Here is a 21,513-nt window from a genome sequence, read left to right as displayed (position 1 = left end):
GCGGGCACGGGCCGTCGCCGCACCGGGCGGGCGCGCGCCGTCGCCGCACCGGGCTCCCGTCGTGCCGGCCCCGCCCCTCGCTCACCCGGGCCGGGCGCCGCACTACGCTGGCGCGGTGACTGACTACGCTCTGGCCGTCGACGTCGGCGGCACCAAGGTCGAGGCCGCGCTCGTCGCGGCCGACGGCGTCCTCTCTCCCGGCAGCCGCGACCGCCGCCCCACCGGCCACGACTCGACGAGCGACCAGCTGGCCGACGCCGTCCGCGACGTCGTCCGCCACGCGCTCGCGGCACTCGGCGACGACGACGTCCTCGTCGGCGCCGGCATCGGCAGCGCGGGCCCGGTCGACCTCGTCGAGGGCACCGTGTCGCCGATCAACCTGCCGTCCTGGCGCGGCTTCCCGCTGCGCGCGCTCGTCGTCGAGCTGCTGGCGGAGGCCGGCGAAGGGTCCGACCCCAGCACCGGCACCGAGACCAGCACCGGCGCCGACACCGCCGACCTCCCCGTGACCCTGCGTCTCGACGGCGTGAGCCTCGCCCTCGCCGAGCACTGGGTCGGCGCCACCCAGGGCGTCGACAACGCCGTCGCCATCACCGTCTCGACGGGCGTCGGAGGCGGGCTCATCGTGAACGGCCGCCTCCTCTCGGGCGGCACCGGCAACGCCGGCCACATCGGCCAGATCCAGATCGCCGACCGCCCCGCGGGCGAGAACGCCTGGGCGGCCACCCTCGAGGTCATCGCTTCGGGCCCCAACGTCGTGCGCTGGGCGCAGCAGCAGGGCTGGCAGGGCGAGCGAGGCGAGGACCTCGCTGCCGGCTACGTCGCCGGCGACGAGATCGCCGTCGCGGCCGTGCGTCGTTCGGCGAACGCCGTCGGGGAGGCCATCTCGTCCGTGACGACGCTGCTCGACCTCGACGTCGCCGCGATCGGCGGGGGCTTCTCGCGCGTGAGCGACGACTACCTCGACCTGGTCAGGGCCACCGTCGAGGAGGCGCCCGTCAACGGCTACGCCCGTCGCGTCCGCGTCGTCCGCTCCGGCCTCAGCGACGAGAGCCCGCTCGTCGGGGCCGCCGCCCTCGTCTGGCAGGCCGACCTGCTCGGCTGAGCCCGCGCCTCCTGCGGGTCCGTCCGGGAGTCGGCGGGCCGCCGTCGCCCGCGGTGGGCCGGCGCCCGCCCGCCGCCGGGGGCACGGACCCGCCGCATCACACAGGAACCCGCCGCACCCCACGGCGCCCCCCTCGTCGCCGCGGTGAGAACGGTTCCCGTCAGGAGCCGGTGTCGGCGGCCGTGCCTAGGCTGGAGGCATCCCCACGACGACGTCGGGATCCCGCGCGCCCGCACCCGGGTGCGCACGACCCGCCACCACACGGAGGTATCTCCATGCCCACCACCGTCCCCGTCATCCAGACCCCCTCGGCCGGCGCGCCCTTCGAGCGCTCGACCATCCAGCTGCGCGACGTCGGCCCGAACGACGTCCAGATCGACATCGCCTTCGCCGGCGTCTGCCACAGCGACATCCACCAGGCCCGCGAAGAGTGGGGCAAGGCCATCTTCCCGATGGTCCCCGGCCACGAGATCGCCGGCGTCGTCACCCAGGTCGGCTCCGACGTGAGCAAGCACCAGGTCGGCGACCGCGTCGGCATCGGCTGCTTCGTCGACAGCTGCCGCGAGTGCGAGAACTGCCTCGCGGGCGAGCAGCAGTTCTGCGTCAAGGGCAACGTGCCCACCTACAACGGCCGCCAGTACTCGGGCGAAGAGACCTACGGCGGCTACGCCAAGCAGATCGTCGCCGACGAGAACTACGTGCTGTCGATCCCCGAGGGCATCGCGCTCGACGAGGCCGCGCCGCTGCTCTGCGCCGGCATCACGACCTACTCGCCCCTGAAGCACTGGGGCGCCGGCCCCGGCAAGAAGGTCGCCGTCGTCGGCATGGGCGGCCTCGGCCACATGGCCGTCAAGATCGCGCACGCCATGGGCGCCGAGGTCACCGTCATCAGCCAGACGCTCTCCAAGCAGGAGGACGGCCTGAAGCTCGGCGCCGACCACTACTACGCGTCGAGCGACCCGGCCACGTTCACGGAGCTGCGCAGCTCGTTCGACCTGATCATCAACACGATCTCGGCCGACATGGACATCGACGCCTACGCCCGCACCCTCCGCCTCAACGGCACGATGGTGTTCGTCGGCCTGCCCGAGAACCCGCAGTCGTTCGGCGCCGGCTCGCTCATCGGCGGCCGTCGCAGCCTCGCCGGCTCGAACATCGGCGGCATCCCCGAGACGCAGGAGATGCTCGACTTCTGCGCCGAGCACCACATCGGCGCCGAGATCGAGACGATCAGCGCCGACGACATCGACGACGCCTACGAGCGCGTCGTCGGCAGCAAGGTCCGCTACCGCTTCGTGATCGACACGGCCACGATCTAGCGCCTGCACGACGAAGGCCCCCTCCCGCACCGGGAGGGGGCCTTCGTCGTCTGTGGCGCATGGATGCGTGGGTCGGCTCCCCGACGGACCACCCCGAACCAACGTGAAAGGGACAAGACGACGCGGGGCCCCGCGTCGTCTTGTCCCTTTCGCGTCGGTGAGCGCCGATCCGGCCAGCCGGCCAGGTCGACGACGCAGCCCCGAGGAGGCGCGGGTCGCCTACCGCGGGTCGGCGGGCGTGTTGAAGCGGTGCAGCCAGCCGGCGAACTCGGCGAGCTCGTCGTCGGTCCAGCCCTCCACGTGGCTGCGGAACACGGCGCGGTTCTCGTGCCGCACCTCCAGCATCCGCGCCTCGGCGCGGTCGGTGCTGCCGAGCGTCATCACGCGGCCGTCGGCGGCGTCGGGGACGACGTCGACGAACCCCGCCTCGCGCAGCAGGGCGACCTGCCGGCTGACGGCGCTCTTGTCGAGCGCCATCGCCTTGACGATGTCGCCGGCGGTGCAGGGCTGGTGCTTCATCACGTAGCGGAGCACGTAGAACGCGGTGGGCGGCACGTCCGGGTCGAATCGGGACGCCGCCGCGGCGATGGTGCGCTTGGCCTCGACCATCATCGAGCCGATCTCGTCGACGACGCTCGCCATCAGGCCCTCGCGGCCGTCGTCGTCCGGGCCGGGAAGGCGCGGTGCGGCGGCGCCGGCCGGGCGCGGTGCGTCGATCACCGCGCCCGGGGGCGTGCCGTCATCGGTCGGCTGCGACATCTTTCTCCTCGACCAGGGACGAGAACACCGGGCTCTCGGCCAGTTCGTCGTCCGACACGGGGTGGCCTGCCACCTCGGCGGCGCCGGTGGCGATGATCGTGTCGATGGTACCGGTGCCCGTCGTGGCGTGGGAGTGGTGGCGTCGCGCGGCCGCAGTCGGAGCCGGGCGCGTGTCCGTCGTCGTGTCCGCCGGGTCGATCACGGGCTCGTCGTCGCCCTGGTCGACGGGCGACGTGGGAGCGGGCGTCGAGGCGCCGTCGGTCGCGGTGGCGGGCGCACTCGACACGGACGGGGCGAGCCCTGCCGTGGCCGCGACGCCCTTCTCGACCGCCGAGGCGCCGTCAGGCGCGGCAGCAGCCACATCGGCACCGGCACCGGCAGCACCGGAACCAGCCGTCGCACCAGCACCAGCGCCGTCACCCGACGCGGCAGCCCGCTGGATGCCGGTCTTCGTGCCGAGCTCGACGTTCGGCAGCAGGCAGACGAACACGATGGTGATGACGGCGAGGGGTGCCGCGATGAGGAACACGTCGGCGACGCCCTGGCCGTAGGCCGACTCGATGATGGTGCGGATCGGGCCGGGAACGGTGCTGAGGTCGGGGATGCTCGTCGAGCCGCCGCTGCCGAGGGCGCTGGGGTCGACGCCCGCGTCGGTGAGGCCGTCCGTGATGTAGCCGGAGACCTTGGTGCCGAGCACGGCGCCCATCACCGAGACGCCGATGGTGCCGCCGAGGCTGCGGAAGAACGCGACGCTCGAGGAGGCGGCGCCCACGACGCTGACGTCGACCGAGTTCTGCACGACGAGCACGAGGTTCTGCATCACCATGCCGATGCCGAGGCCCATCATCGCCATGAAGACGGAGACGATCGCGAAGTTCGTGTCGTACTCGATGGTCGACATGAGGAACAGGCCGGCCGCCAGCAGGACCGAGCCGACGATCATGTAGGGCTTCCACTTGCCGTACTTCGAGATGAGCGCACCGGCGACCATCGACGAGATTAGCAGGCCGAGCACCATCGGCAGGGTCAGGATGCCCGCCATGGTGGGCGACTGGCCACGGGCCAGCTGCATGTACTGGCCGAGGAAGACGCTGGTGCCGAACATCGCGACGCCCACGCTGAGCGAGGCGACGACCGCGAAGGTGAAGGTGCGGTTCTTGAAGAGCGTCAGGGGGATGATCGGCTCCTTCGAGCGGAACTCCACGACGACGGCCAGCGCGAGCAGCACGGCCGCGCCGACGCCCATCAGCCAGCTGGTGGTCGAGTTCCAGTCGAACTGCTTGCCGCCGAGCGACACCCAGACGAGCAGCAGCGAGACGCCGCCGGCGATGAGCCCGGCACCCCAGTAGTCGACGACGACGGCCTTCTTGGGCTTCGGGGGCAGGTGCAGGGTGCGCTGGATGACGATGAGCGCAGCGACGCCGACGGGCACGCCGACGAAGAAGTTCCAGCGCCAGCCGATCGAATCGGTCAGGACGCCGCCGAGCAGCGGGCCGCCGATGGTGCCGACGCTCATCACGGCGCCGAGGTAGCCCATGTACCGGCCGCGCTCACGCGGGCTGATGATGTCGCTCATGACGACCTGCACCAGGGCGGTGAGGCCGCCGGCGCCGAGGCCCTGGAACACGCGGAACGTGATCAGCGTCGCGGTGTTCTGCGAGAACCCGGCCGCGACCGACGCGAGCACGAAGAGCACGAGCGCCACCTGCAGCAGCACCTTGCGGTTCGTCAGGTCGGAGAACTTGCCCCACAGCGGCGTGCTCACGGTGGTCGCGAGCAGCGTCGCCGTGATGACCCAGGTGTACGAGGTCTGGCTGCCGTTCAGGTCGCTGACGATGCGCGGCAGCGAGGTCGACACGACGGTCGACGAGAGGATCGCCACGAGCATGCCCATCAGCAAGCCCGACAGGGCCGTGAGGACTTCACGGTGGCTCATGCCGGGCGCCTCGCCCGGTTCGTGCGGCGCGGCGGGCTTTGTGCCCGCGCCCGCGGCGGCGGTGGTGGTGGTCTGCGACAAGGTCGGCTCCGTGGTGACTCTGAGATGTGGGGGCCCGGACGTCGTCGGCCAGGTAGTTGTAGAACCACAACCATACGCCTCAGTTGACGATCCGCAACCATTTCCGTGCAGATCGCGCACTTTTCTTTCCGGGCGGCCACACGAAGGAGGCGCGGTGCCCGACGAACGGACACCGCGCCTCCTGCGCGCACCAGCGGCGAGCTAGCGGACTTCTTCCGGTCTCTTCTGCCGGAACATCTCGGCCGGCTGGTCCGGGCCCTTCCAGACGCCGACGATGCCCCAGGCGACGGCCGTCAGCGGCACGGCGATCACGGCGCCGACGATGCCGCCGAGCACGGTGCCCGCGGTCAGCGCGACGAGGATGACGAGGCCGTGCAGCTGCAGCGTGTGCCCCATCAGCACGGGCTGCAGCAGGTTGCCCTCGAGCTGGTTGACGAGCACGACGACGGCGATGACCCAGATGGCGTCGATCGGGCCGTTGGCGACCAGCGCGACGAGGGCGGCGAGGATGCCGGCGGCGGTGGCGCCGACCAGCGGGATGAACGCGGTGAGGAACACGACCACGGCCAGCGGCAGCGCGAGGGGCACGCCGATGATCCAGAGGCCGACGCCGATGCCGATCGCGTCGACGGCGGCGACGGTGGCCGTGCCGCGCACGTACCCGCCCAGGGTCGACACCGTCTTGTCGCCGATGCGGCGGGCGCGGGCGTACTGCTGGCCGCGGAACGGACGGAGCATGAACTCCCAGATGGCCGGCCCGTCTTTGAGGAAGAAGAACAGCACCACGATCATCAGCACGAGGCCCGTGGCGAAGCTGCCCACCGCGCTCGCGCCGGCGAGGGCGCCCGAGCCGAAGGAGGCGCTCGTCAGGAAGTCGACGACCGTGTCGCGGACGTTCTCGACCTGCTCGTCGGTGATCGAGAACGGCAGCGTCGTGATGAAGTCCTGCAGCTGGCCGATGCCCTTCTGCGCGGACGAGACGAGCGACGAGGCCTGGTTCTCGACGGCCCAGACGACGAGCCAGCCGACGAGGCCGAGCACACCGAGGATGCCGACGAGGGCGATCAGCGTGGCGAGCAGCGAGGGCACCCGGTGGTGCCGCAGCCACGACACCACCGGGTGCATGGCCGACGCGAAGATGAGGGCGAGCAGCACCGGGATGGTGACGAGGCTCAGGGTCCTGAACGAGTAGATCAGGCCGGCGGCGACCACCACGACCACGATGATCTGGATCGAGCGCGTGGCGAGGCGGCCGAACGGGTCGCCCCACTGGTTGGCCTGGGTGGCGACTGCCTGCGCGGCGTCGGCCGTCGCGTCGCCCTCGCGGCTGCGGAATATGGCCACGTGGTGTCCTCTTCGTCTCGGTGCGCCGGTCTCGGCGGCACGGGTCGTCGACCCCGGCGGTCGACCGCACCCATCGAACCGCGTCAGCGTGCCCGAGGGCCGGATCTCGCCCGGCGCGCCCCGCCCGGTCCGCCGCCCGCCAGCCCCGCGCGCAGCGAGAACGGGTCGCGGCGCCACCAGCGGACGAACGGGACCCCGTCCCGCCCGTGCACCGAGAACGACCGGACGGCACGCGTGCTGCGGAGCCACTGCCGGCCGCCGCGCGCGAACGGACGGGCCGAGATCGCGGTCACGACGTCGCGGCGCCACACGATGCGCCCCGGCTGCCCGAGCACGAGGTCGCCCAGGTGCACCGCGAGGTCCATGTCGTCGTGCAGTCCGACGTCGCGCCGGTGCACCTCGTCGCGCACCGCCTCCCAGGCCGAGCGCCGCATCATCATCGTCGAGCCGAAGAGCGGCCAGTGCGCGAGGCCGGCCCCGACGAGCACGTGGTACGCCCCGACGTAGCCGAGCGAGAGGATCCGCTGCAGGCCCACGGGGGCGTCGTAGAAGCGGGCGCCGGTGCTCACCGCGACGGCCTCGGGGTGCTCGTCGAAGGTGCGCGACAGCTCTGCGACCCAGGTGCGCGGCAGCACGCTGTCCGCGTCGCAGCGCCCCACGAGGTCGCCGAGCGCACCGTCGTAGCCGGTCGAGGCCGCGGCGGCGATGCCGACGACGGGCTGGTGCAGCACGCGGGCGCCCGCGGCCAGCGCGACCGCGACGCTGTCGTCCGAGCTGCCGTTGTCGACGACGACGACCTCGTCGGGCAGCACGGTCTGGCGGGCCAGCGACCGCAGGCAGACCTCGAGGTGACGTGCGTCGTCACGGACCGGGATCACGACGGAGACACGCACGGCCCCATCCTGCCCGCCTACCCTGGGCGCCATGAGCACCTCCGTCGTCGTCGTGTCCGACACCCACGTCCCGCAGAAGGCGAAGGCCGTGCCCGCGGCCGTGTGGAGCGCGGTCGAGAGGGCGGACGTCGTCGTCCACGCGGGCGACTGGACCGGCGTGCCGCTGCTCGACGAGCTCGAGGCGAGGGCACGCCTCCTCGTCGCCGTCTGGGGCAACAACGACGGCGACGACCTGCGCGGCCGCCTGCCCGAGGTGGCCCGGACGACGATCGACGGGGTCCGCCTCGCCGTCGTCCACGAGACAGGACAGAAGGAGGGGCGCGAGACCCGGATGGACCGTGCCTTCCCCGAGACCGACCTGCTCCTCTTCGGCCACAGCCACATCCCGTGGGACACGACCACCCCGGCCGGCCTGCGGCTGCTGAACCCCGGCTCGCCGACCGACCGTCGGCGCCAGCCGCGGGCCACCTACCTCACGCTCACGCTCGACGCCGGCGCGGTGCGCGACGTCGTGCTGCACGAGCTGCCGCTGCGCACCGACGCGCTCGACGGGGTGCTGCCGCACCCCCGGATGACGACCTAGCCGGCGGGGGTCTCGGCCGGCGCCTCCTCGGCGGGTGCCTCGGTCGACGTGGGCGTGGGCGTGGGCGTCGCGGTCGCGGCGTCCGCGTAGCTGTTGCCGGCGGCGGTCACGACGAAGTTGCGGAACTCGTCGTTGGTGAACGGCTGGCTGAACTCGTACTGCTGGCCGTTGACGAGAACGGTGGGGGTGCCGCGGAACGACTGGACGTTGCTGTTGGGCAGGGGGCCGTCGAGCGCGCGCTCGGTGGCCGCGCCCACCCACGACGCGAACTCCTGGTCGTCGATGCACCGGGTGATCTGCGACGCCGACGTGACCCCGTCGACGCCGGTCGCGATCTCGGCCAGGCGGGCGTCGTCGAGACCCCGCGTGCCCTCTTCTGGCTGGTTCTCGAACATCGCCGTGTTGAAGTCGAAGAACGAGTTCGGCGAGTAGTTCGCGACGCACGCCGCCGCGTTGGCGGCACGGTTCGAGTACTTCGTGCCGAGGGAGCTGTTGGTGAGGATCGCCACCGGGTGGTACTCGACCGTGGCCGCGCCCGACGAGACGAGGCCGGCGATGTACTCGTTGTTCGCCTGCTCGAAGCCGCCGCAGATCGGGCACAGGTAGTCGAGGTAGATCACGATGTCGACGGTGTCGGACGACGCGGTCGTCTCGGTGGCCGTGGGCTCGTCGTCGGCGCCGAGGGCCGGGGTCGTCTCGGCCACGAAGTCCTGGCCGATGCGGATGCCGTCGCTGGCCATGTTGGCGGGGCCGGGGCCTGCGGGACGGATGCTGTTGGTGATCACGACGACGACGGCCACGACGATGGCGAGCACGACGACGACGAGGCCGCCCTGCAGCAGCCAGCGGCTCGTCTTCTGGCGCCGCTTCTGCTTCTTGCGGGCGAGCTGGGCGCGCTCACGGGCGGCTGCGCGGCGCTGGTTCTTGGTCGCGTTCTTGCTCAGCGGCTCGGAGCCTGAGGGGCCGATGTCAGTCATGGAACGGTTCTCCGATGCGCGACGAGGTCGCGGTCGCGTCGTAGGGGGCTGAACGGGCCCGAGGAGGTGGAGGGCCCGGTCGATGGTACGAGCGCGGACTGGGAAAAGTCCAAACAACCCGTGGCCGGATCGTGACTCCGTGGCCCCCGGAGAGGTGGGGATGAGTCACCTCCTGTGGCATGCTGGGCGGAGTGGTCACCGCTGACCCAGGGTGATCACCAATCCGTTCACGAAGGATCGTCCGGCACGTACCTGCCGGTGAAGGAGAAATGAATCATGGCGTCCGTGACGTTCAGCAAGGCAACCCGTCTCTACCCCGGCTCGACCCGACCCGCGGTCGACGCGATCGACCTCGAGGTCGCCGACGGCGAGTTCCTCGTCCTCGTGGGCCCCTCGGGCTGCGGCAAGTCCACCACCCTGCGCATGCTCGCCGGCCTCGAAGAGGTCAACAGCGGCGACATCTTCATCGGCGACCGCAACGTCACCGACGTGCCCCCGAAAGACCGGGACATCGCGATGGTGTTCCAGAACTACGCGCTGTACCCGCACATGACCGTCGCCGAGAACATGGGCTTCGCGCTCAAGATCGCCGGCGTCGGCAAGGAGGAGCGCGCCACCCGCGTCCTCGAGGCGGCCAAGCTGCTCGACCTCGAGCCCTACCTCTCGCGCAAGCCCAAGGCCCTCTCCGGTGGTCAGCGTCAGCGCGTCGCCATGGGACGCGCCATCGTGCGCCAGCCGCAGGTGTTCCTCATGGACGAGCCGCTGTCGAACCTCGACGCCAAGCTGCGCGTGCAGACCCGCACCCAGATCGCCTCGCTCCAGCGTCGTCTCGGCGTCACCACGGTCTACGTCACGCACGACCAGACCGAGGCCCTGACCATGGGCGACCGCATCGCGGTCCTCAAGGACGGCGTCCTCCAGCAGGTCGGCACCCCCCGCGACCTGTACGAGAAGCCGCAGAACGTCTTCGTCGCTGGCTTCATCGGCTCCCCCGCGATGAACCTGCTGCCCGCCGACGTCGTCGCCGGCGGCATCCAGTTCGGCACCGCGGTCACCGCCGTCGACCGCGACACCGTCGGCCAGGCCAACGGCACGAGCGTCACCATCGGCGTCCGCCCCGAGGACGTCGTCGTCAACACCGCCGGCGAGGGCCTCGCGGTCACCGTCGACGTCGTCGAGGAACTGGGTGCGGACGGCTACCTCTACGGCCACACCGAGGTGAGCGGCCAGCGCGTCGACATCGTCGTGCGCGTCGACGGTCGCAACCACCCCAAGCTGGGCGAGACCATCCACATCACGCCCCAGGCGCACCACGTGCACGTCTTCGACACCGAGTCCGGCGAGCGCCTCGGCGACAAGGCCGTCGTCAGCGCCTAGCGACACCCTGATCGGCCCGTCGAGACCGTCCGGAGCAGCGCTCCGCACGCCTCGGCGGGCCGTTCGGCTGTCCGCGGCCGCAGCTCCTGCGTGACTCGGCCCGCGCCTCCTGCGACACTGGCCCCACCCGTGCCCGCCGCCCGTCCGGACGGCGGGCCTCCTCGCCCGCACTCCCCCGGTCCCGCCACCCCCTGAAAGCGACCATGAGCGACTCCCTCAACATCACGTCCGCCACGGCCGACCCTGCCCTCCTCGACCTGCCCTGGGCCCTGCCCCTCGACGAGTGGCCCGACGACGCGATCGCGACCCTGCCGAAGGGCATCTCGCGGCACCTGGTCCGCTTCGCGCACCTCAGCGGCTACGTCATCGCGATCAAGGAGACCTCGGGCGAGATGGCCCGTGGGGAGTACGAGATGCTCCGCACCCTGCAGCGGATGGACATCCCCTGCGTCGACCCGCTCGCCGTCATCACGAACCGGCACGACGTCGACGGCAGTCTGCTGAATCCCGTGCTCGTCACCCGGCACCTCAAGTTCTCGCTGCCCTACCGGGCGCTCTACTCGCAGACGCTGCGGCCCGAGACGGCGACGCGTCTCGTCGACGCGCTCGCCCTGCTGCTCGTGCGCCTGCACGTGATCGGCTTCTACTGGGGCGACGTGTCGCTCTCGAACACGCTCTTCCGTCGTGACGCCGGGGCCTTCGCCGCGTACCTCGTCGACGCCGAGACCGGCAAGCTCTACCCGGGCGGCCTGTCGAACGGACAGCGCGAGAACGACCTCGAGGTCGCCCGTGTCAACATCGCCGGCGAGCTGCTCGACCTCGAGGCCGGCGGCCGCCTCGACGACAACCTGGACGCCGTCGACGTGAGCAACGGGATCGTCGCCAAGTACCGCAGCCTGTGGACGGAGCTCACCGGCAGCGAGACCTTCGACAGCTCGGAGCGCTGGCGCATCAACGACCGCGTCGAGCGGCTGAACGACCTCGGCTTCGACATCGAGGAGCTGGCGATCAAGACCACCGAAGGCGGCACACAAGTGCGGATCCAGCCCAAGGTCGTCGACGCCGGGCACCACTCGCGCCGTCTGCTGCGCCTCACGGGACTCGACGTCGAGGAGAACCAGGCCCGCCGCCTGCTGAACGACCTCGACGCCTACCGCCTGCGCACCGGCCAGATCGACGCCGACGAGGAGATGGTGGCGCACGAGTGGGCCGCCCGCGTCTTCGAGCCCGTCGTGCGGTCGATCCCGCGCGAGATGCGCGGACGGCTCGAGCCCGCCGAGGTGTTCCACCAGCTGCTCGAGCACCGCTGGTACCAGTCGCAGCAGGAGGGCCGCGACGTGCCGATCGCCGAGGCGCTGACCTCGTACATCAACGACGTGCTGCGCCACCGCCGCGACGAGCGGACCGTGATCGCGCCGGCGACCGAGTCGATCCGGTTGCCCGACGACGAGCTCGACGGGGACGACGACGAGGCCGAGGACGACGAGCTCGAGGACTGGCGCGCGAAGGTCTGACGCCGTCGGCCACCGGACAGCCGAACACCCCGCAGTGGACGGAACACACCGCATCGACGGGGTGCTTCGTCCACTGCGGGGTGTTCGCAGCAGGACGACGCCGAGGAGGCACTACTTGCGCTCGGCGCGCAGCTTCGAGATCTCGTAGAGCGTCACGCTCGCGGCCATGCCGGCGTTGAGCGACTCGACGGCCGTCGTGATCGGGATGGAGACCACCGCGTCGCAGGTCTCGGCGACGATGCGCGAGAGGCCCTTGCCCTCGCTGCCGACGACGACGACGAGCGGGCGGTCGGCGAGCTCGAGGCCGGGCAGCATCACGTCGCCGCCGCCGTCGAGGCCGAGCACGAAGACCCCTTGTTCTTTGAACGACTTGAGCGTCTGGGTGAGGTTCGCCGCCATCGCGACGGGGACGCGGGCTGCGGCACCGGCCGAGGTCTTCCAGGCGGAGGCGGTGAGGCCGACCGAGCGACGCTGCGGGATGATGACGCCCTGGCCGCCGAAGGCGCCCACGGAGCGGATGATCGCGCCGAGGTTGCGGGGGTCGGTGATGCCGTCGAGCGCCACGAAGAGCGGGGTCTGCTGGCGCTTGACCGAGGCCTCGAGCAGGTCGATCGGGTGCGCGTACTGGTACGGCGGCACCTTGAGGGCCACGCCCTGGTGCACGGAGTCGGGACCGGTCAGGCGGTCGAGCTCGGGGCGCATGACCTCGAGCACGGGCAGCCCGCGACGGGTCGCCAGCGTGAGGATCTCCTTGGTGCGGTCGTCCATCTCGATGCGCGCGGCGATGTAGAGAGTCGAGGCGGGGATGCGCGTGCGCAGCGCCTCGAGCACCGAGTTGCGACCGGTGACCATCTCGCTGTCGTCCGCCGTCTTCGGGCGACGACGGGGCGCCTCCTGCCCGCCCCGGCCGGCCACGGCCGACCCGGCGCGCGGGCCGTTGCCGGCGCGGCCGCGGGCGGCGTCGAGGCGCTCGCGCGCCGCCTTCGCCTTGCCTGCGGGGTGGTACGGGCGGTCCTCCGCGGCGGGCGTGGGCTTCTTGCCCTCGAGCGCCTGGCGCCCCTGGCCGCCGCTGCCGACCTGCTTGCCCTTGCTGCCCTTGCGGACGGCGCTGCTGCTCGGCCGCCCCTTGTTCGCTCCGCTGGTGTTCTTCACTGTTCGAGGCTCCAATGCGACCCGCTGGGGGTGTCTTCGATGGTGATGCCGGCGGACGCCAGCATCTCGCGTACGCGGTCGGCCTGCGCGAAGTCGCGCGCGGCCCTGGCTTGCTGACGCTGTGCGAGGAGGGTCTCGACGATGGTACCGAGCGCGCGGTGCGCGTCGCCCTCGTCGGCTCCGCGCCACTCGGGCGCGAGCGGGTCGACGCCGAGCACCGCGACCATGGCCTGCACGTGCTGCCACTCGCGGGCTGCTGCGTCGAGGTCTCCGTCGTCGAGCGCGGAGTTGCCGGTGCGCACGGCGTCGTGCAGCACCGCCAGCGCCTGCGGCACGTTGAGGTCGTCGTCCATCGCCTCGGCGAAGTCGTCGGGGACGACGCGCGCACCGACGCCGGCGAAGCGGGTGCCGGCGAGGCGGCGACCGGCACGGGAGAGGAAAGTCTCGATCCGGTCGAGGGCCGCCTCGGCCTCGAGCAGCGCGCCGTCGTGGTAGTCGATCGTCGACCGGTAGTGCGCCGAGCTGAGGAACCAGCGGACGACGACCGGACGGGCCGCGGCGAGGAACTCGCTCGCGAAGATCGAGTTGCCGAGCGACTTCGACATCTTCTGGCCCTCGACGGCGACCAGGCCGTTGTGCAGCCAGTACGACGCGAAGTCGTCGCCGGCGGCCGTCGACTGGGCGAGCTCGTTCTCGTGGTGCGGGAACCGCAGGTCGAGGCCGCCGCCGTGGATGTCGAAGGCGCTGCCGAGGTACCGGCGCGACATCGCCGAGCACTCGATGTGCCAGCCGGGACGCCCGTCGCCCCACGGCGACGACCACGCGGCGGACGCGGGCTCGTCGGCCTTCGCGCCCTTCCACAGGGCGAAGTCGCGCGGGTCTCGCTTGCCGCGGGGATCGGCGTCGGCGGCCGGCGCCATGTCGTCGAGGCCCTGGTTCGTCAGGGCGCCGTAGGTCGGCCAGCTGGCCGTGTCGAAGTACACGTCTCCCGAGTCGTCGGGCGCGACGTACGCGTGGCCCTTCTCGATCAGCGTCGTGACGAGCTGCTGCATCTCGGTGACGCTCGCGGTCGCGCGCGGCTCGTAGGTCGGGGCGAGCACGCCCAGCGCCTGGTACCCGGCCGTGAACTCGAGCTCGTAGCGGTAGGCGCGCGCCCACCATTCTTCGTCGGTGCCGCTCGACAGCGCGAGGATCTTGTCGTCCACGTCGGTGACGTTGCGCACCAGCGTCACGTCGAGCCCGCGGTAGGTGAACCACCGGCGCCACAGGTCGTAGACGAGGGCGCTCCGGAGGTGGCCGATGTGCGGCGACGACTGGACCGTCGGCCCGCAGACGTACAGCCCGACCTTGCCGGGGACGAGGGGGACGAAGTCGACGAGCGCCTGCTCGCGCGAGTCGTAGAGGCGGATGGTCACGCGGATCGGTCCGTTTCGGTGGTGTCGGTCTGGTCAGGCTGGTCGCTCTGGTCGAGCTGGTCTCGCTGGTCGCCGGTGCCCGCCGTCGAGGTGCCCCGAGGAGGCGCGGTCCGCTCCCGAGGCTCGACCACCGACACCAGCGCGGTCGCGATCGCGGTCACGCCCTCACCGCGACCGGTGAAGCCGAGCCCGTCGGTGGTGGTCGCGGAGACGCTGACGGGCGCGCCGACGACCTCGATGAGGCGCGCCTCCATCTCGAGGCGGCGGGCGCCGATCCGCGGACGGTTGCCGATGACCTGGACCGCGACGTTCACGACGTCGAAGCCCGCGTGCGTGAGGCGCTCGAGCGCCGCAGTGAGGAACACCTCGCCGCTCGCCCCGGCGAAGCGGGGGTCGGAGGTGCCGAAGACGGAGCCGATGTCGCCGAGGCCCGCGGCGGAGAGCAGGGCGTCGACCACGGCGTGCGCGACGGCGTCGCCGTCGCTGTGGCCGGCGAGGCCCGCCTCGCCGGGGAAGTGCAGGAGGCCGAGGTGCAGCGGCTCGTCCGCGTCGAAGGCGTGCACGTCGACGCCGAGGCCGGTGCGGAGCCTGTCCGCGGCCGCGCGGACGCCGTCGGCGACAGAGGATCCGCCGGCGACAGAGGATCCGCCGGCGCGCTCCGCGACCAGCGTCTCGGCGCGGCGCAGATCCCAGCTCGTGGTGATCTTGAACGCGGCGGGGTCGCCCGGGACGACGACGACCTCGTGGCCGGCCGCGGCGAAGAGCGCCGCGTCGTCGGTGAACTCGACGACGGGAGCCACGTCGTCGGCAGCCTCGGCCTCGAGGGCCGTCGCGGCGGCGGACGCGTACGCGGCATCGAGCTCGGCGCGGGGGAACCCCTGCGGGGTCTGGACGGCGACCAGCTCGGAACGGTCGACCGTGCCGACGACCCGGCCCGCGCCTCCTGCGGAGACCTTCTTGATCGTGTCGGTGACCGGCAGCCCAGGGACGACGCCGTGCCCCGTGGCCTCCACGGTCTCGGCGACGAGGTCGAACTGGGTCGTGGGCGTGAAGGGGCGTGCGCAGTCGTGCACGAGCACCGTGCGCACGCCGGTCGCGACGGCGGCGAGGCCGGCTGCGACCGATGTCTGACGACTGTCGCCACCGACGACGACCGACACGTGGTCGGCCGCGACACCGGCGACGCCGCGCACGAGGACGGTGGCCTCGTCGACGAGCGCGGCGGGCACGACGACGACGACGTGCGTCGGGACGGACGAGGCGAAGACGGCCTCGAGCGAGCGCTCGAGGATGCTGCGGCCTGCGACCTCGACGAAGGCCTTGGGACGACCCTGGGCGAGGCGGGTGCCGCTGCCCGCCGCTACGACGACGACCGCGCGGACGGTGCCGCCGAGGGGTGAGACCCCGGGGGCGCCGACCGCGCGGTCGTCGGTGGTGCTAGGAGGCAAGAACCTCGTCGAGGACGCTCGACGCCTTCTCTTCGTCCGTCTTCTCGGCGAGCGCGAGCTCGCTGATCAGGATCTGGCGCGCCTTGGCGAGCATGCGCTTCTCGCCGGCGGACAGCCCACGATCCTGGTCGCGGCGCCAGAGGTCGCGGACGACCTCGGACACCTTGATGACATCGCCGGACGCGAGCTTCTCGAGGTTCGCCTTGTAGCGGCGGGACCAGTTGGTGGGCTCTTCGGTGAAGGGGGCGCGGAGCACGTCGAAGACGCGGTCGAGCCCTTCTTTGCCGATCACGTCGCGGACGCCGACCAGGTCGACGTTGTCCGCGGGTACTTCGATGGTCAGATCACCCTGGGTGACGCGAAGCTTGAGGTACAGCTTCTCTTCGCCCTTGATGATCCGCTTCTTGACTTCAGATATGGTCGCGGCCCCGTGATGGGGGTAGACGACGGTCTCTCCGACCTCGAACTGCATGAATCAGGCTCCGTTCTGCGGCACCCAGGATACCATGCGCACCCCTCGGCCAGGCATGCCTGAGAAGCCGGGGTGCACGGCATCGCCTAGGCTAGACGAGAACCCTTGCCGTGAACTGGAACCTGGAGGTCACCCGTGCGAGTCGGACCTGTGCTCGAGACGAACTCGACGGTCGCCCGAGCGCGACGCTTCTCCCGCGGGGCCGCCGTCACCGCGACCGCCCTGGCCGTCGTGACCCTGGTCGCGGGCTGCAACTTCATCAGCCCCCAGCGCACCACCAAGATCTACGACGCGAGCGACGGCACGAGCATCACGGTCGGCGACGTCAAGGTCCGCAACGCGATCGCCCTGACCGACGACGGCGCCGAGGCCAGCCTCGTGATGACCGTCATCAACGAGAGCGACGACGCGGTCGAGGTGTCGTTCCAGTACGAGACCGAGTCCGGCGACGAGACGCAGACCGTCGACGTCGACGCCCGCTCGCAGGTCGACCGCGGCACGAGCACCGACGTCGACCAGTTCGTCATGACCGACCTCGACGTCACCCCCGGCCAGCTGCTGCCGGTGTTCGTCCAGTACGGCACCGAGACGGGGAAGATGCTCCAGGTGCCCGTCCTGACCGGCGCCCTGCCCGAGTACGCGACGCTGCTCCCCACCCCGACGCCGAGCGGCGAGGCGGTCGAGCCCGGCGAGTCCTCGACCCCGCTGCCCGAGAGCGACGTCCAGGAGGCGGAGCCCAGCCCGTCGGCCACCGCCGACCGCTAGCCCCGGCTGCACCACGAGAGAGGCCCGGCCCCGCAGACGCGGGAGCCGGGCCTCTCTCGTGTCGCCCCACGACGTGTCGTCGCGGCGACGGGGCACTAGGCCTCGATGCGGTACCCGAGCCCGCGCACCGTCACGAGCGCCTTCGGCTCGGACGGCACCGGCTCGATCTTCGAGCGGATGCGCTTGATGTGCACGTCGAGGGTCTTCGTGTCGCCGAAGTAGTCGGAGCCCCACACGCGGTCGATCAGCTGGCCGCGGGTCAGCACCCGGCCGGCGTTCCGCATCAGCAGCTCGAGCAGCTCGAACTCCTTGAGGGGCATGGCGACGTCCTCGCCGCGGACGGTGACGACGTGCCGCTCGACGTCCATCCTGATGTCGCCCGCCTCGAGCACGCCGTCGGCGAGGTCGTCGTCGTCGTCGACCCGGCGGCGCAGCACGGCGCGGATGCGGGCGAGCAGCTCACGCGTCGAGTACGGCTTCGTGACGTAGTCGTCGGCGCCCAGCTCGAGCCCGACGACGATGTCCACCTCGCTGTCCTTCGCGGTGAGCATGACGATGGGCACCTGCGACTTCGAGCGCAGCACCCGGCAGACCTCGGTCCCCGGGATGCCGGGGAGCATGAGGTCGAGCAGCACGAGGTCGGCACCGGTCTTGTCGAAGGCGGCCAGGGCCGAGGGGCCGTCGTCGGCCACGGTGACGCGGTAGCCCTCGCGCTCGAGGATGAACGCCAGGGGCTCGCTGAGCGACTCTTCGTCCTCGACGATCAGGATGTGGGTGGTCATCGGGTATCGGTGTCTCCTCGTGTGGTGACCGGGATGGGGACGCTGCGGGTCTCAGGACGGGTCTCGACCTGGGGCAGACGGACGGTGAAGGTCGACCCGCTGCCGACCTGGGACCAGACGCGCACGTCGCCGCCGTGGTTCTGCACCACGTGCTTGACGATGGCGAGGCCGAGGCCGGTGCCGCCCGTGCGGCGGGACCGTGCGGGGTCGACGCGGTAGAAGCGCTCGAAGACGCGCTCCAGTTCCTCTTCGGGGATGCCGAAGCCCTGGTCGGTGACGGCGACCTCGACCGAGCCGTCGCCGCCCGAGGCGAGGCCGATGCCCACCCGCGAGCCGTCCGGCGAGTACGCGATGGCGTTCGCGACCAGGTTGTCGACGGCCGTGACGAGCATGGCCTCGTCGCCGAGCACCTTCGCGCTCTTGCCCCCGCGCACGATGAGCTCGACGGACCGCGCCTCGGCGACGACGCGGTTGCGGTCGACGGCGGTGTCGACGACCGACCGCAGGTCGATGGTCTGCGACGACCCGAGGGCGTCGACGGCCTGCAGGCGCGACAGCTCGATGATGTCCTGCGTCAGGCGCCCGAGCCGGTCGGCCTCCTGCGTGAGGCGGCCCGCGAAGTGGCGCACCCGGTCGGGATCGGCCGAGGCGGCGTCGAGCGCCTCGGCGAGCAGGCCGACGGCACCGATGGGGGTCTTCAGCTCGTGGCTGATGTTGGCCACGAAGTCGCGGCGCATGTCGTCGAGGCGTCGGCCCTCGGTGTGGTCCTCGGCGAGCACGAGCACGTAGCGGCCGCCCAGGGCCGCCGCCCGGACGCCGAGCTGGATGGTGGCCTCGGAACCGGGGAGGCGCGCGAGGGTGAGCTGCGCCTCCTGCGGCTCGCCCTCGTGGCGCACCCGGCCGACCATCGCCTCCATCTCGGGGTGCACGAGGTGGTGCTGCGCCGAGACGAGCCCGAGCTGCGTCGCCGCCGCCGAGGCCTTGAGGACGTTGCCCGACGGGTCGACCACCATGCCGGCGGACTCGAGGGCGTCGAGCACCGCGTCGATGCCGTCGGGCAGGGTGCTGTCGACCAGGGCCGCGACGCGCGCGGCACGGTGCTGCGCCGCCACGACGACGAGCACGATCGCCGCACCCACGACGGCGCCGAAGAGCAGCGACGCCGGCACCAGCCAGGCGGAGTCCATGCGGTCGACTTTAGTGAACAGCCAGGGGCCGGATCGACCGCCCCCTGCCCATCCGCTGTACTTTGGTGACTGTTCAGTCGCTGGGCACCAGTCGTTAACCTCCACCCGAGAGAGTCGTCTGGAATGTGCGGGCGACGTCGTCTGCGGCACGGGCGCACACCCGCCCCGACACCACGAGAGGTCCCATCACCACATGCGCGAGGTATTCCAGCAGGAGCTGCAAGAGGTGCAGGAGCGCCTCGTCGAGATCGCAGGCCTCGTCGCGATCTCGATCGACAACGCCACCACCGCCTTCAACGAGTCGAACGTCACCCTGGCCGAGAAGGTCATCGCCGACGACGACCAGATCGACCAGCGCGCCATCGCGCTCGACGAGCTCGCGATCGACATCCTCGCCCGCCAGAACCCCGTCGCCCGCGACCTGCGCATCGTCGTGAGCGCGCTGCGCATCAGCTCGTCGCTCGAGCGCATGGGCGACATGTCCGAGCACATCGCCCAGCTGGCGCGCTACCGGTTCCCCGAGAAGGTCGTGCCGAAGTCGCTGCGCCCCACCTTCAAGGAGCTCGGCGAGCTCGACGTCGCGATCGCGCACAAGCTGACCGAGCTGCTCACGACCGAGGACGTCCGCCTCGCGGAGGAGATCCGCAACGACGACGACCGCATCGACGAGTTGCACCTCAGCGTCTTCGACAAGGTGCTCGGCGAGACGTGGAAGGGCGCCGCCGTCGACACCGTCGACTCGACCCTCGCGTCGCGCTACCACGAGCGCTTCGCCGACCACGCGGTGTCGATCGCCAAGAAGGTCCAGTACCTGGCCACCGGCGACTGGGTCGCCCCCGAGGCCTGATCGGCCCTCAGGCCTGATCGGCCCCGCGGCCGCCGTGCCGTGACGCGCAGGAGGCGCGGTGTCCGCTCGTCGGGCGCCGCGCCTCCTGCTGTCTCTCTCCTCATTCAGGAAGATGACTCCTGAGTCGCGCGGCTCAGGTGCCGAGAGTCCTGAGTCGTGCACGGTTCAGGAGGTGCCGGCCGGCACCTCCTGGATTGCACGAGAGGATGGTGGGCATGGCTTCCGTCGCGATCCTCGTCAACGGTCTCCCCGGCTCGGGCAAGACCACCCTCTCGGCCACGCTCGCCGGCGTGCTCGGCTGCCCTCTGCTCGCGACCGATCCGATCAAGGAGGCGCTGGCCGACCTGGCCGGGCCGATGATCGACCCGCTGGCGCTCGGCTCCATCGCGATGGACACGGTCTGGTCGATGGCGGCCGAGGTCGAGGCCGGCGTGGTCGTCGACTCGTTCTGGCACCGGCCGCGCGACCTCGAGCTCGCCCGGGCCGGGGTCTCGCGGGCAGGCTCGCCGCGCACGCTCGAGGTGTGGTGCGACGTCGACCCCGACGTGGCCCTGCAGCGCGTCGTCGACCGGCTCACCGCCGGCGGTCGCCACCCCGCGCACGGCACGGTCGAGTCGACCCGCTCGTCGTGGGCCGAGTGGGCCGAGGCGGCCGCGCCGCTGGGCGAGTGGCCCGTGCTGCGCGTCGACACGAGCACGCCCGTCGACGTCGACGACCTCGTGATGAGGATCAGCGAGCAGTTCGTCTAGACACGACGAGGCCCGCACCTGTAGGGGGGCAGGGCGGGCCTCGCAGGGGCTGCGGCTACTTCTTGCCCTGCGCGGCGACGGCCGCGGCTCCGGCGGCGGCGGCCTCGGGGTCGAGGTAGCGCGCAGGACCGGTGGGGCGGAAGTCGTCGTCGAGCTCGTAGACGAGCGGGATGCCCGTCGGGATGTTCAGCTCGGAGATCTCGTCGTCGCTGATGCCGTCGAGGTGCTTCACGAGCGCGCGCAGCGAGTTGCCGTGCGCGACCACGAGCGTGACGTCGCCGGCCGCGAGGCTCTGGGTGATGTCGCTCTCCCAGTAGGGGATCATCCGCTCGATGACGAGGGCGAGCGACTCGGTGCGCGGCGCGTCGATGCCGAGCTCGGCGTACCGCTTGTCGTGGGCCTGCGAGAACTCGCTGTCGTCGTCGAGCGGGGGCGGCGGCACGTCGAACGAGCGGCGCCAGGTCTGGAACTGCTCGGGGCCGTACTGCTCGAGGGTCTGGGCCTTGTCCTTGCCCTGGAGGGCGCCGTAGTGGCGCTCGTTGAGACGCCAGGAGCGCTTCACGTCGATCCAGAGGCGGTCGGCCTCCTCCAGCGCGATGTCGGCGGTCTGGATGGCGCGGGTCAGGCGCGACGTGTAGAGGACGTCGGGCAGCAGGTCGTGCTCGCGCAGCAGCTCGCCCGCGCGCTTCGCCTCGGCGCGCCCCTGCTCGGTGAGCCGCACGTCGACCCATCCCGTGAAGAGGTTCTTGGCGTTCCATTCGCTGTTGCCGTGTCGCAGGAGGATGAGCGTCGAAGTCATGCCTCCAGC

At 71.5% G+C, this 21,513-nt stretch carries 19 protein-coding genes and 1 pseudogene; 8 read left to right on the top strand and 12 right to left on the bottom strand.

The window, feature by feature from the left end:
* The first annotated feature begins 115 nt into the window (after positions 1-115).
* Together EDF20_RS08345 and EDF20_RS08340 are read left to right on the top strand one after the other, a co-directional pair.
* A complete protein-coding gene (locus EDF20_RS08345; protein ID WP_133738349.1) occupies positions 116-1,105 on the top strand; it encodes an ROK family protein in 990 nt (329 codons plus the stop codon).
* 275 nt (positions 1,106-1,380) lie between these two features.
* Positions 1,381-2,424: an NAD(P)-dependent alcohol dehydrogenase gene (locus EDF20_RS08340; protein WP_133738348.1), complete on the top strand. Its 1,044-nt coding sequence runs from the start codon at positions 1,381-1,383 to the stop codon at positions 2,422-2,424.
* Between the two features lie 219 nt (positions 2,425-2,643).
* Here the strand turns inward: EDF20_RS08340 and EDF20_RS08335 are convergent, their stop codons facing one another.
* The 4 genes from EDF20_RS08335 to EDF20_RS08320 all read right to left on the bottom strand — a co-directional run bounded on the left by EDF20_RS08335 (position 2,644) and on the right by EDF20_RS08320 (position 7,437).
* Positions 2,644-3,183, bottom strand: a complete 540-nt coding sequence (locus EDF20_RS08335; protein WP_133738347.1) for a helix-turn-helix domain-containing protein — start codon at positions 3,181-3,183, stop codon at positions 2,644-2,646.
* Positions 3,164-5,119, bottom strand: a complete 1,956-nt coding sequence (locus EDF20_RS08330) for an MDR family MFS transporter (protein ID WP_208292625.1) — start codon at positions 5,117-5,119, stop codon at positions 3,164-3,166. Before EDF20_RS08330 ends, EDF20_RS08335 begins: the two co-directional genes overlap by 20 nt.
* A 282-nt stretch (positions 5,120-5,401) precedes the next feature.
* Positions 5,402-6,544, bottom strand: a complete 1,143-nt coding sequence (locus EDF20_RS08325; protein WP_123547872.1) for an AI-2E family transporter — start codon at positions 6,542-6,544, stop codon at positions 5,402-5,404.
* A gap of 83 nt (positions 6,545-6,627) precedes the next feature.
* Positions 6,628-7,437, bottom strand: coding sequence for a glycosyltransferase family 2 protein (locus EDF20_RS08320; protein WP_243833420.1), 810 nt, complete (start codon positions 7,435-7,437; stop codon positions 6,628-6,630).
* A gap of 31 nt (positions 7,438-7,468) precedes the next feature.
* On the opposite strand from EDF20_RS08320, the gene EDF20_RS08315 reads away from it, so the two are divergent.
* Positions 7,469-8,020, top strand: coding sequence for a metallophosphoesterase (locus EDF20_RS08315; RefSeq protein WP_123547870.1), 552 nt, complete (start codon positions 7,469-7,471; stop codon positions 8,018-8,020).
* Here the strand turns inward: EDF20_RS08315 and EDF20_RS08310 are convergent.
* Positions 8,017-8,997, bottom strand: coding sequence for a thioredoxin domain-containing protein (locus EDF20_RS08310; RefSeq protein ID WP_133738345.1), 981 nt, complete (start codon positions 8,995-8,997; stop codon positions 8,017-8,019). The two genes, EDF20_RS08315 and EDF20_RS08310, sit on opposite strands and share 4 nt — an antisense overlap.
* Before the next feature lie 276 nt (positions 8,998-9,273).
* On the opposite strand from EDF20_RS08310, the gene ugpC reads away from it, so the two are divergent.
* Positions 9,274-10,374 carry a sn-glycerol-3-phosphate ABC transporter ATP-binding protein UgpC gene (gene ugpC / locus EDF20_RS08305; RefSeq protein ID WP_123547868.1) on the top strand — a complete coding sequence of 367 codons (1,101 nt, stop codon included), beginning with the start codon at positions 9,274-9,276 and terminating at the stop codon, positions 10,372-10,374.
* A gap of 203 nt (positions 10,375-10,577) precedes the next feature.
* Positions 10,578-11,888, top strand: a complete 1,311-nt coding sequence (locus tag EDF20_RS08300; RefSeq protein ID WP_133738344.1) for a DUF4032 domain-containing protein — start codon at positions 10,578-10,580, stop codon at positions 11,886-11,888.
* Positions 11,889-11,999: 111 nt separating this feature from the next.
* On the opposite strand, the gene rlmB is transcribed toward EDF20_RS08300, so the two are convergent.
* The 4 genes and pseudogenes from rlmB to EDF20_RS08280 all read right to left on the bottom strand — a co-directional run bounded on the left by rlmB (position 12,000) and on the right by EDF20_RS08280 (position 16,375).
* Positions 12,000-13,040: a 23S rRNA (guanosine(2251)-2'-O)-methyltransferase RlmB gene (gene rlmB / locus EDF20_RS08295; protein ID WP_123547866.1), complete on the bottom strand. Its 1,041-nt coding sequence runs from the start codon at positions 13,038-13,040 to the stop codon at positions 12,000-12,002.
* Positions 13,037-14,455 (bottom strand): cysteine--tRNA ligase, encoded by a 1,419-nt coding sequence (gene cysS / locus EDF20_RS08290; protein ID WP_133738343.1) that lies wholly within the window; start codon positions 14,453-14,455, stop codon positions 13,037-13,039. The genes rlmB and cysS overlap by 4 nt, the downstream gene beginning before the upstream one ends.
* Before the next feature lie 125 nt (positions 14,456-14,580).
* Positions 14,581-15,903 (bottom strand): annotated as a pseudogene (ispD, locus tag EDF20_RS08285) (2-C-methyl-D-erythritol 4-phosphate cytidylyltransferase); the annotation flags it as partial.
* A complete protein-coding gene (locus EDF20_RS08280) occupies positions 15,893-16,375 on the bottom strand; it encodes a CarD family transcriptional regulator (protein WP_043597211.1) in 483 nt (160 codons plus the stop codon). The gene EDF20_RS08280 and the pseudogene ispD, both read right to left, overlap by 11 nt.
* Before the next feature lie 135 nt (positions 16,376-16,510).
* Here EDF20_RS08280 and EDF20_RS08275 point away from each other — a divergent pair, with 135 nt between their 5' ends.
* Positions 16,511-17,140, top strand: coding sequence for a hypothetical protein (locus tag EDF20_RS08275; RefSeq protein ID WP_133738341.1), 630 nt, complete (start codon positions 16,511-16,513; stop codon positions 17,138-17,140).
* A gap of 95 nt (positions 17,141-17,235) precedes the next feature.
* On the opposite strand, the gene EDF20_RS08270 is transcribed toward EDF20_RS08275, so the two are convergent.
* Positions 17,236-17,922, bottom strand: coding sequence for a response regulator transcription factor (locus tag EDF20_RS08270; RefSeq protein ID WP_123547862.1), 687 nt, complete (start codon positions 17,920-17,922; stop codon positions 17,236-17,238).
* Positions 17,919-19,109: an ATP-binding protein gene (locus EDF20_RS08265; RefSeq protein WP_123547861.1), complete on the bottom strand. Its 1,191-nt coding sequence runs from the start codon at positions 19,107-19,109 to the stop codon at positions 17,919-17,921. Before EDF20_RS08265 ends, EDF20_RS08270 begins: the two co-directional genes overlap by 4 nt.
* A gap of 193 nt (positions 19,110-19,302) precedes the next feature.
* On the opposite strand from EDF20_RS08265, the gene phoU reads away from it, so the two are divergent.
* Positions 19,303-19,956 (top strand): phosphate signaling complex protein PhoU, encoded by a 654-nt coding sequence (gene phoU, locus EDF20_RS08260; RefSeq protein WP_123547860.1) that lies wholly within the window; start codon positions 19,303-19,305, stop codon positions 19,954-19,956.
* A gap of 215 nt (positions 19,957-20,171) precedes the next feature.
* Positions 20,172-20,705 carry an AAA family ATPase gene (locus EDF20_RS08255; protein ID WP_166644782.1) on the top strand — a complete coding sequence of 178 codons (534 nt, stop codon included), beginning with the start codon at positions 20,172-20,174 and terminating at the stop codon, positions 20,703-20,705.
* Between the two features lie 55 nt (positions 20,706-20,760).
* Here the strand turns inward: EDF20_RS08255 and EDF20_RS08250 are convergent, their stop codons facing one another.
* Positions 20,761-21,504: a phosphoglyceromutase gene (locus EDF20_RS08250; RefSeq protein ID WP_123547858.1), complete on the bottom strand. Its 744-nt coding sequence runs from the start codon at positions 21,502-21,504 to the stop codon at positions 20,761-20,763.
* Positions 21,505-21,513 lie beyond the last annotated feature (9 nt).

Origin of the sequence: Frigoribacterium sp. PhB116 (assembly GCF_004364285.1) — a bacterium.
GTDB lineage: Bacteria > Actinomycetota > Actinomycetes > Actinomycetales > Microbacteriaceae > Frigoribacterium.
This window is presented reverse-complemented; position numbering and strand designations above follow the sequence as displayed.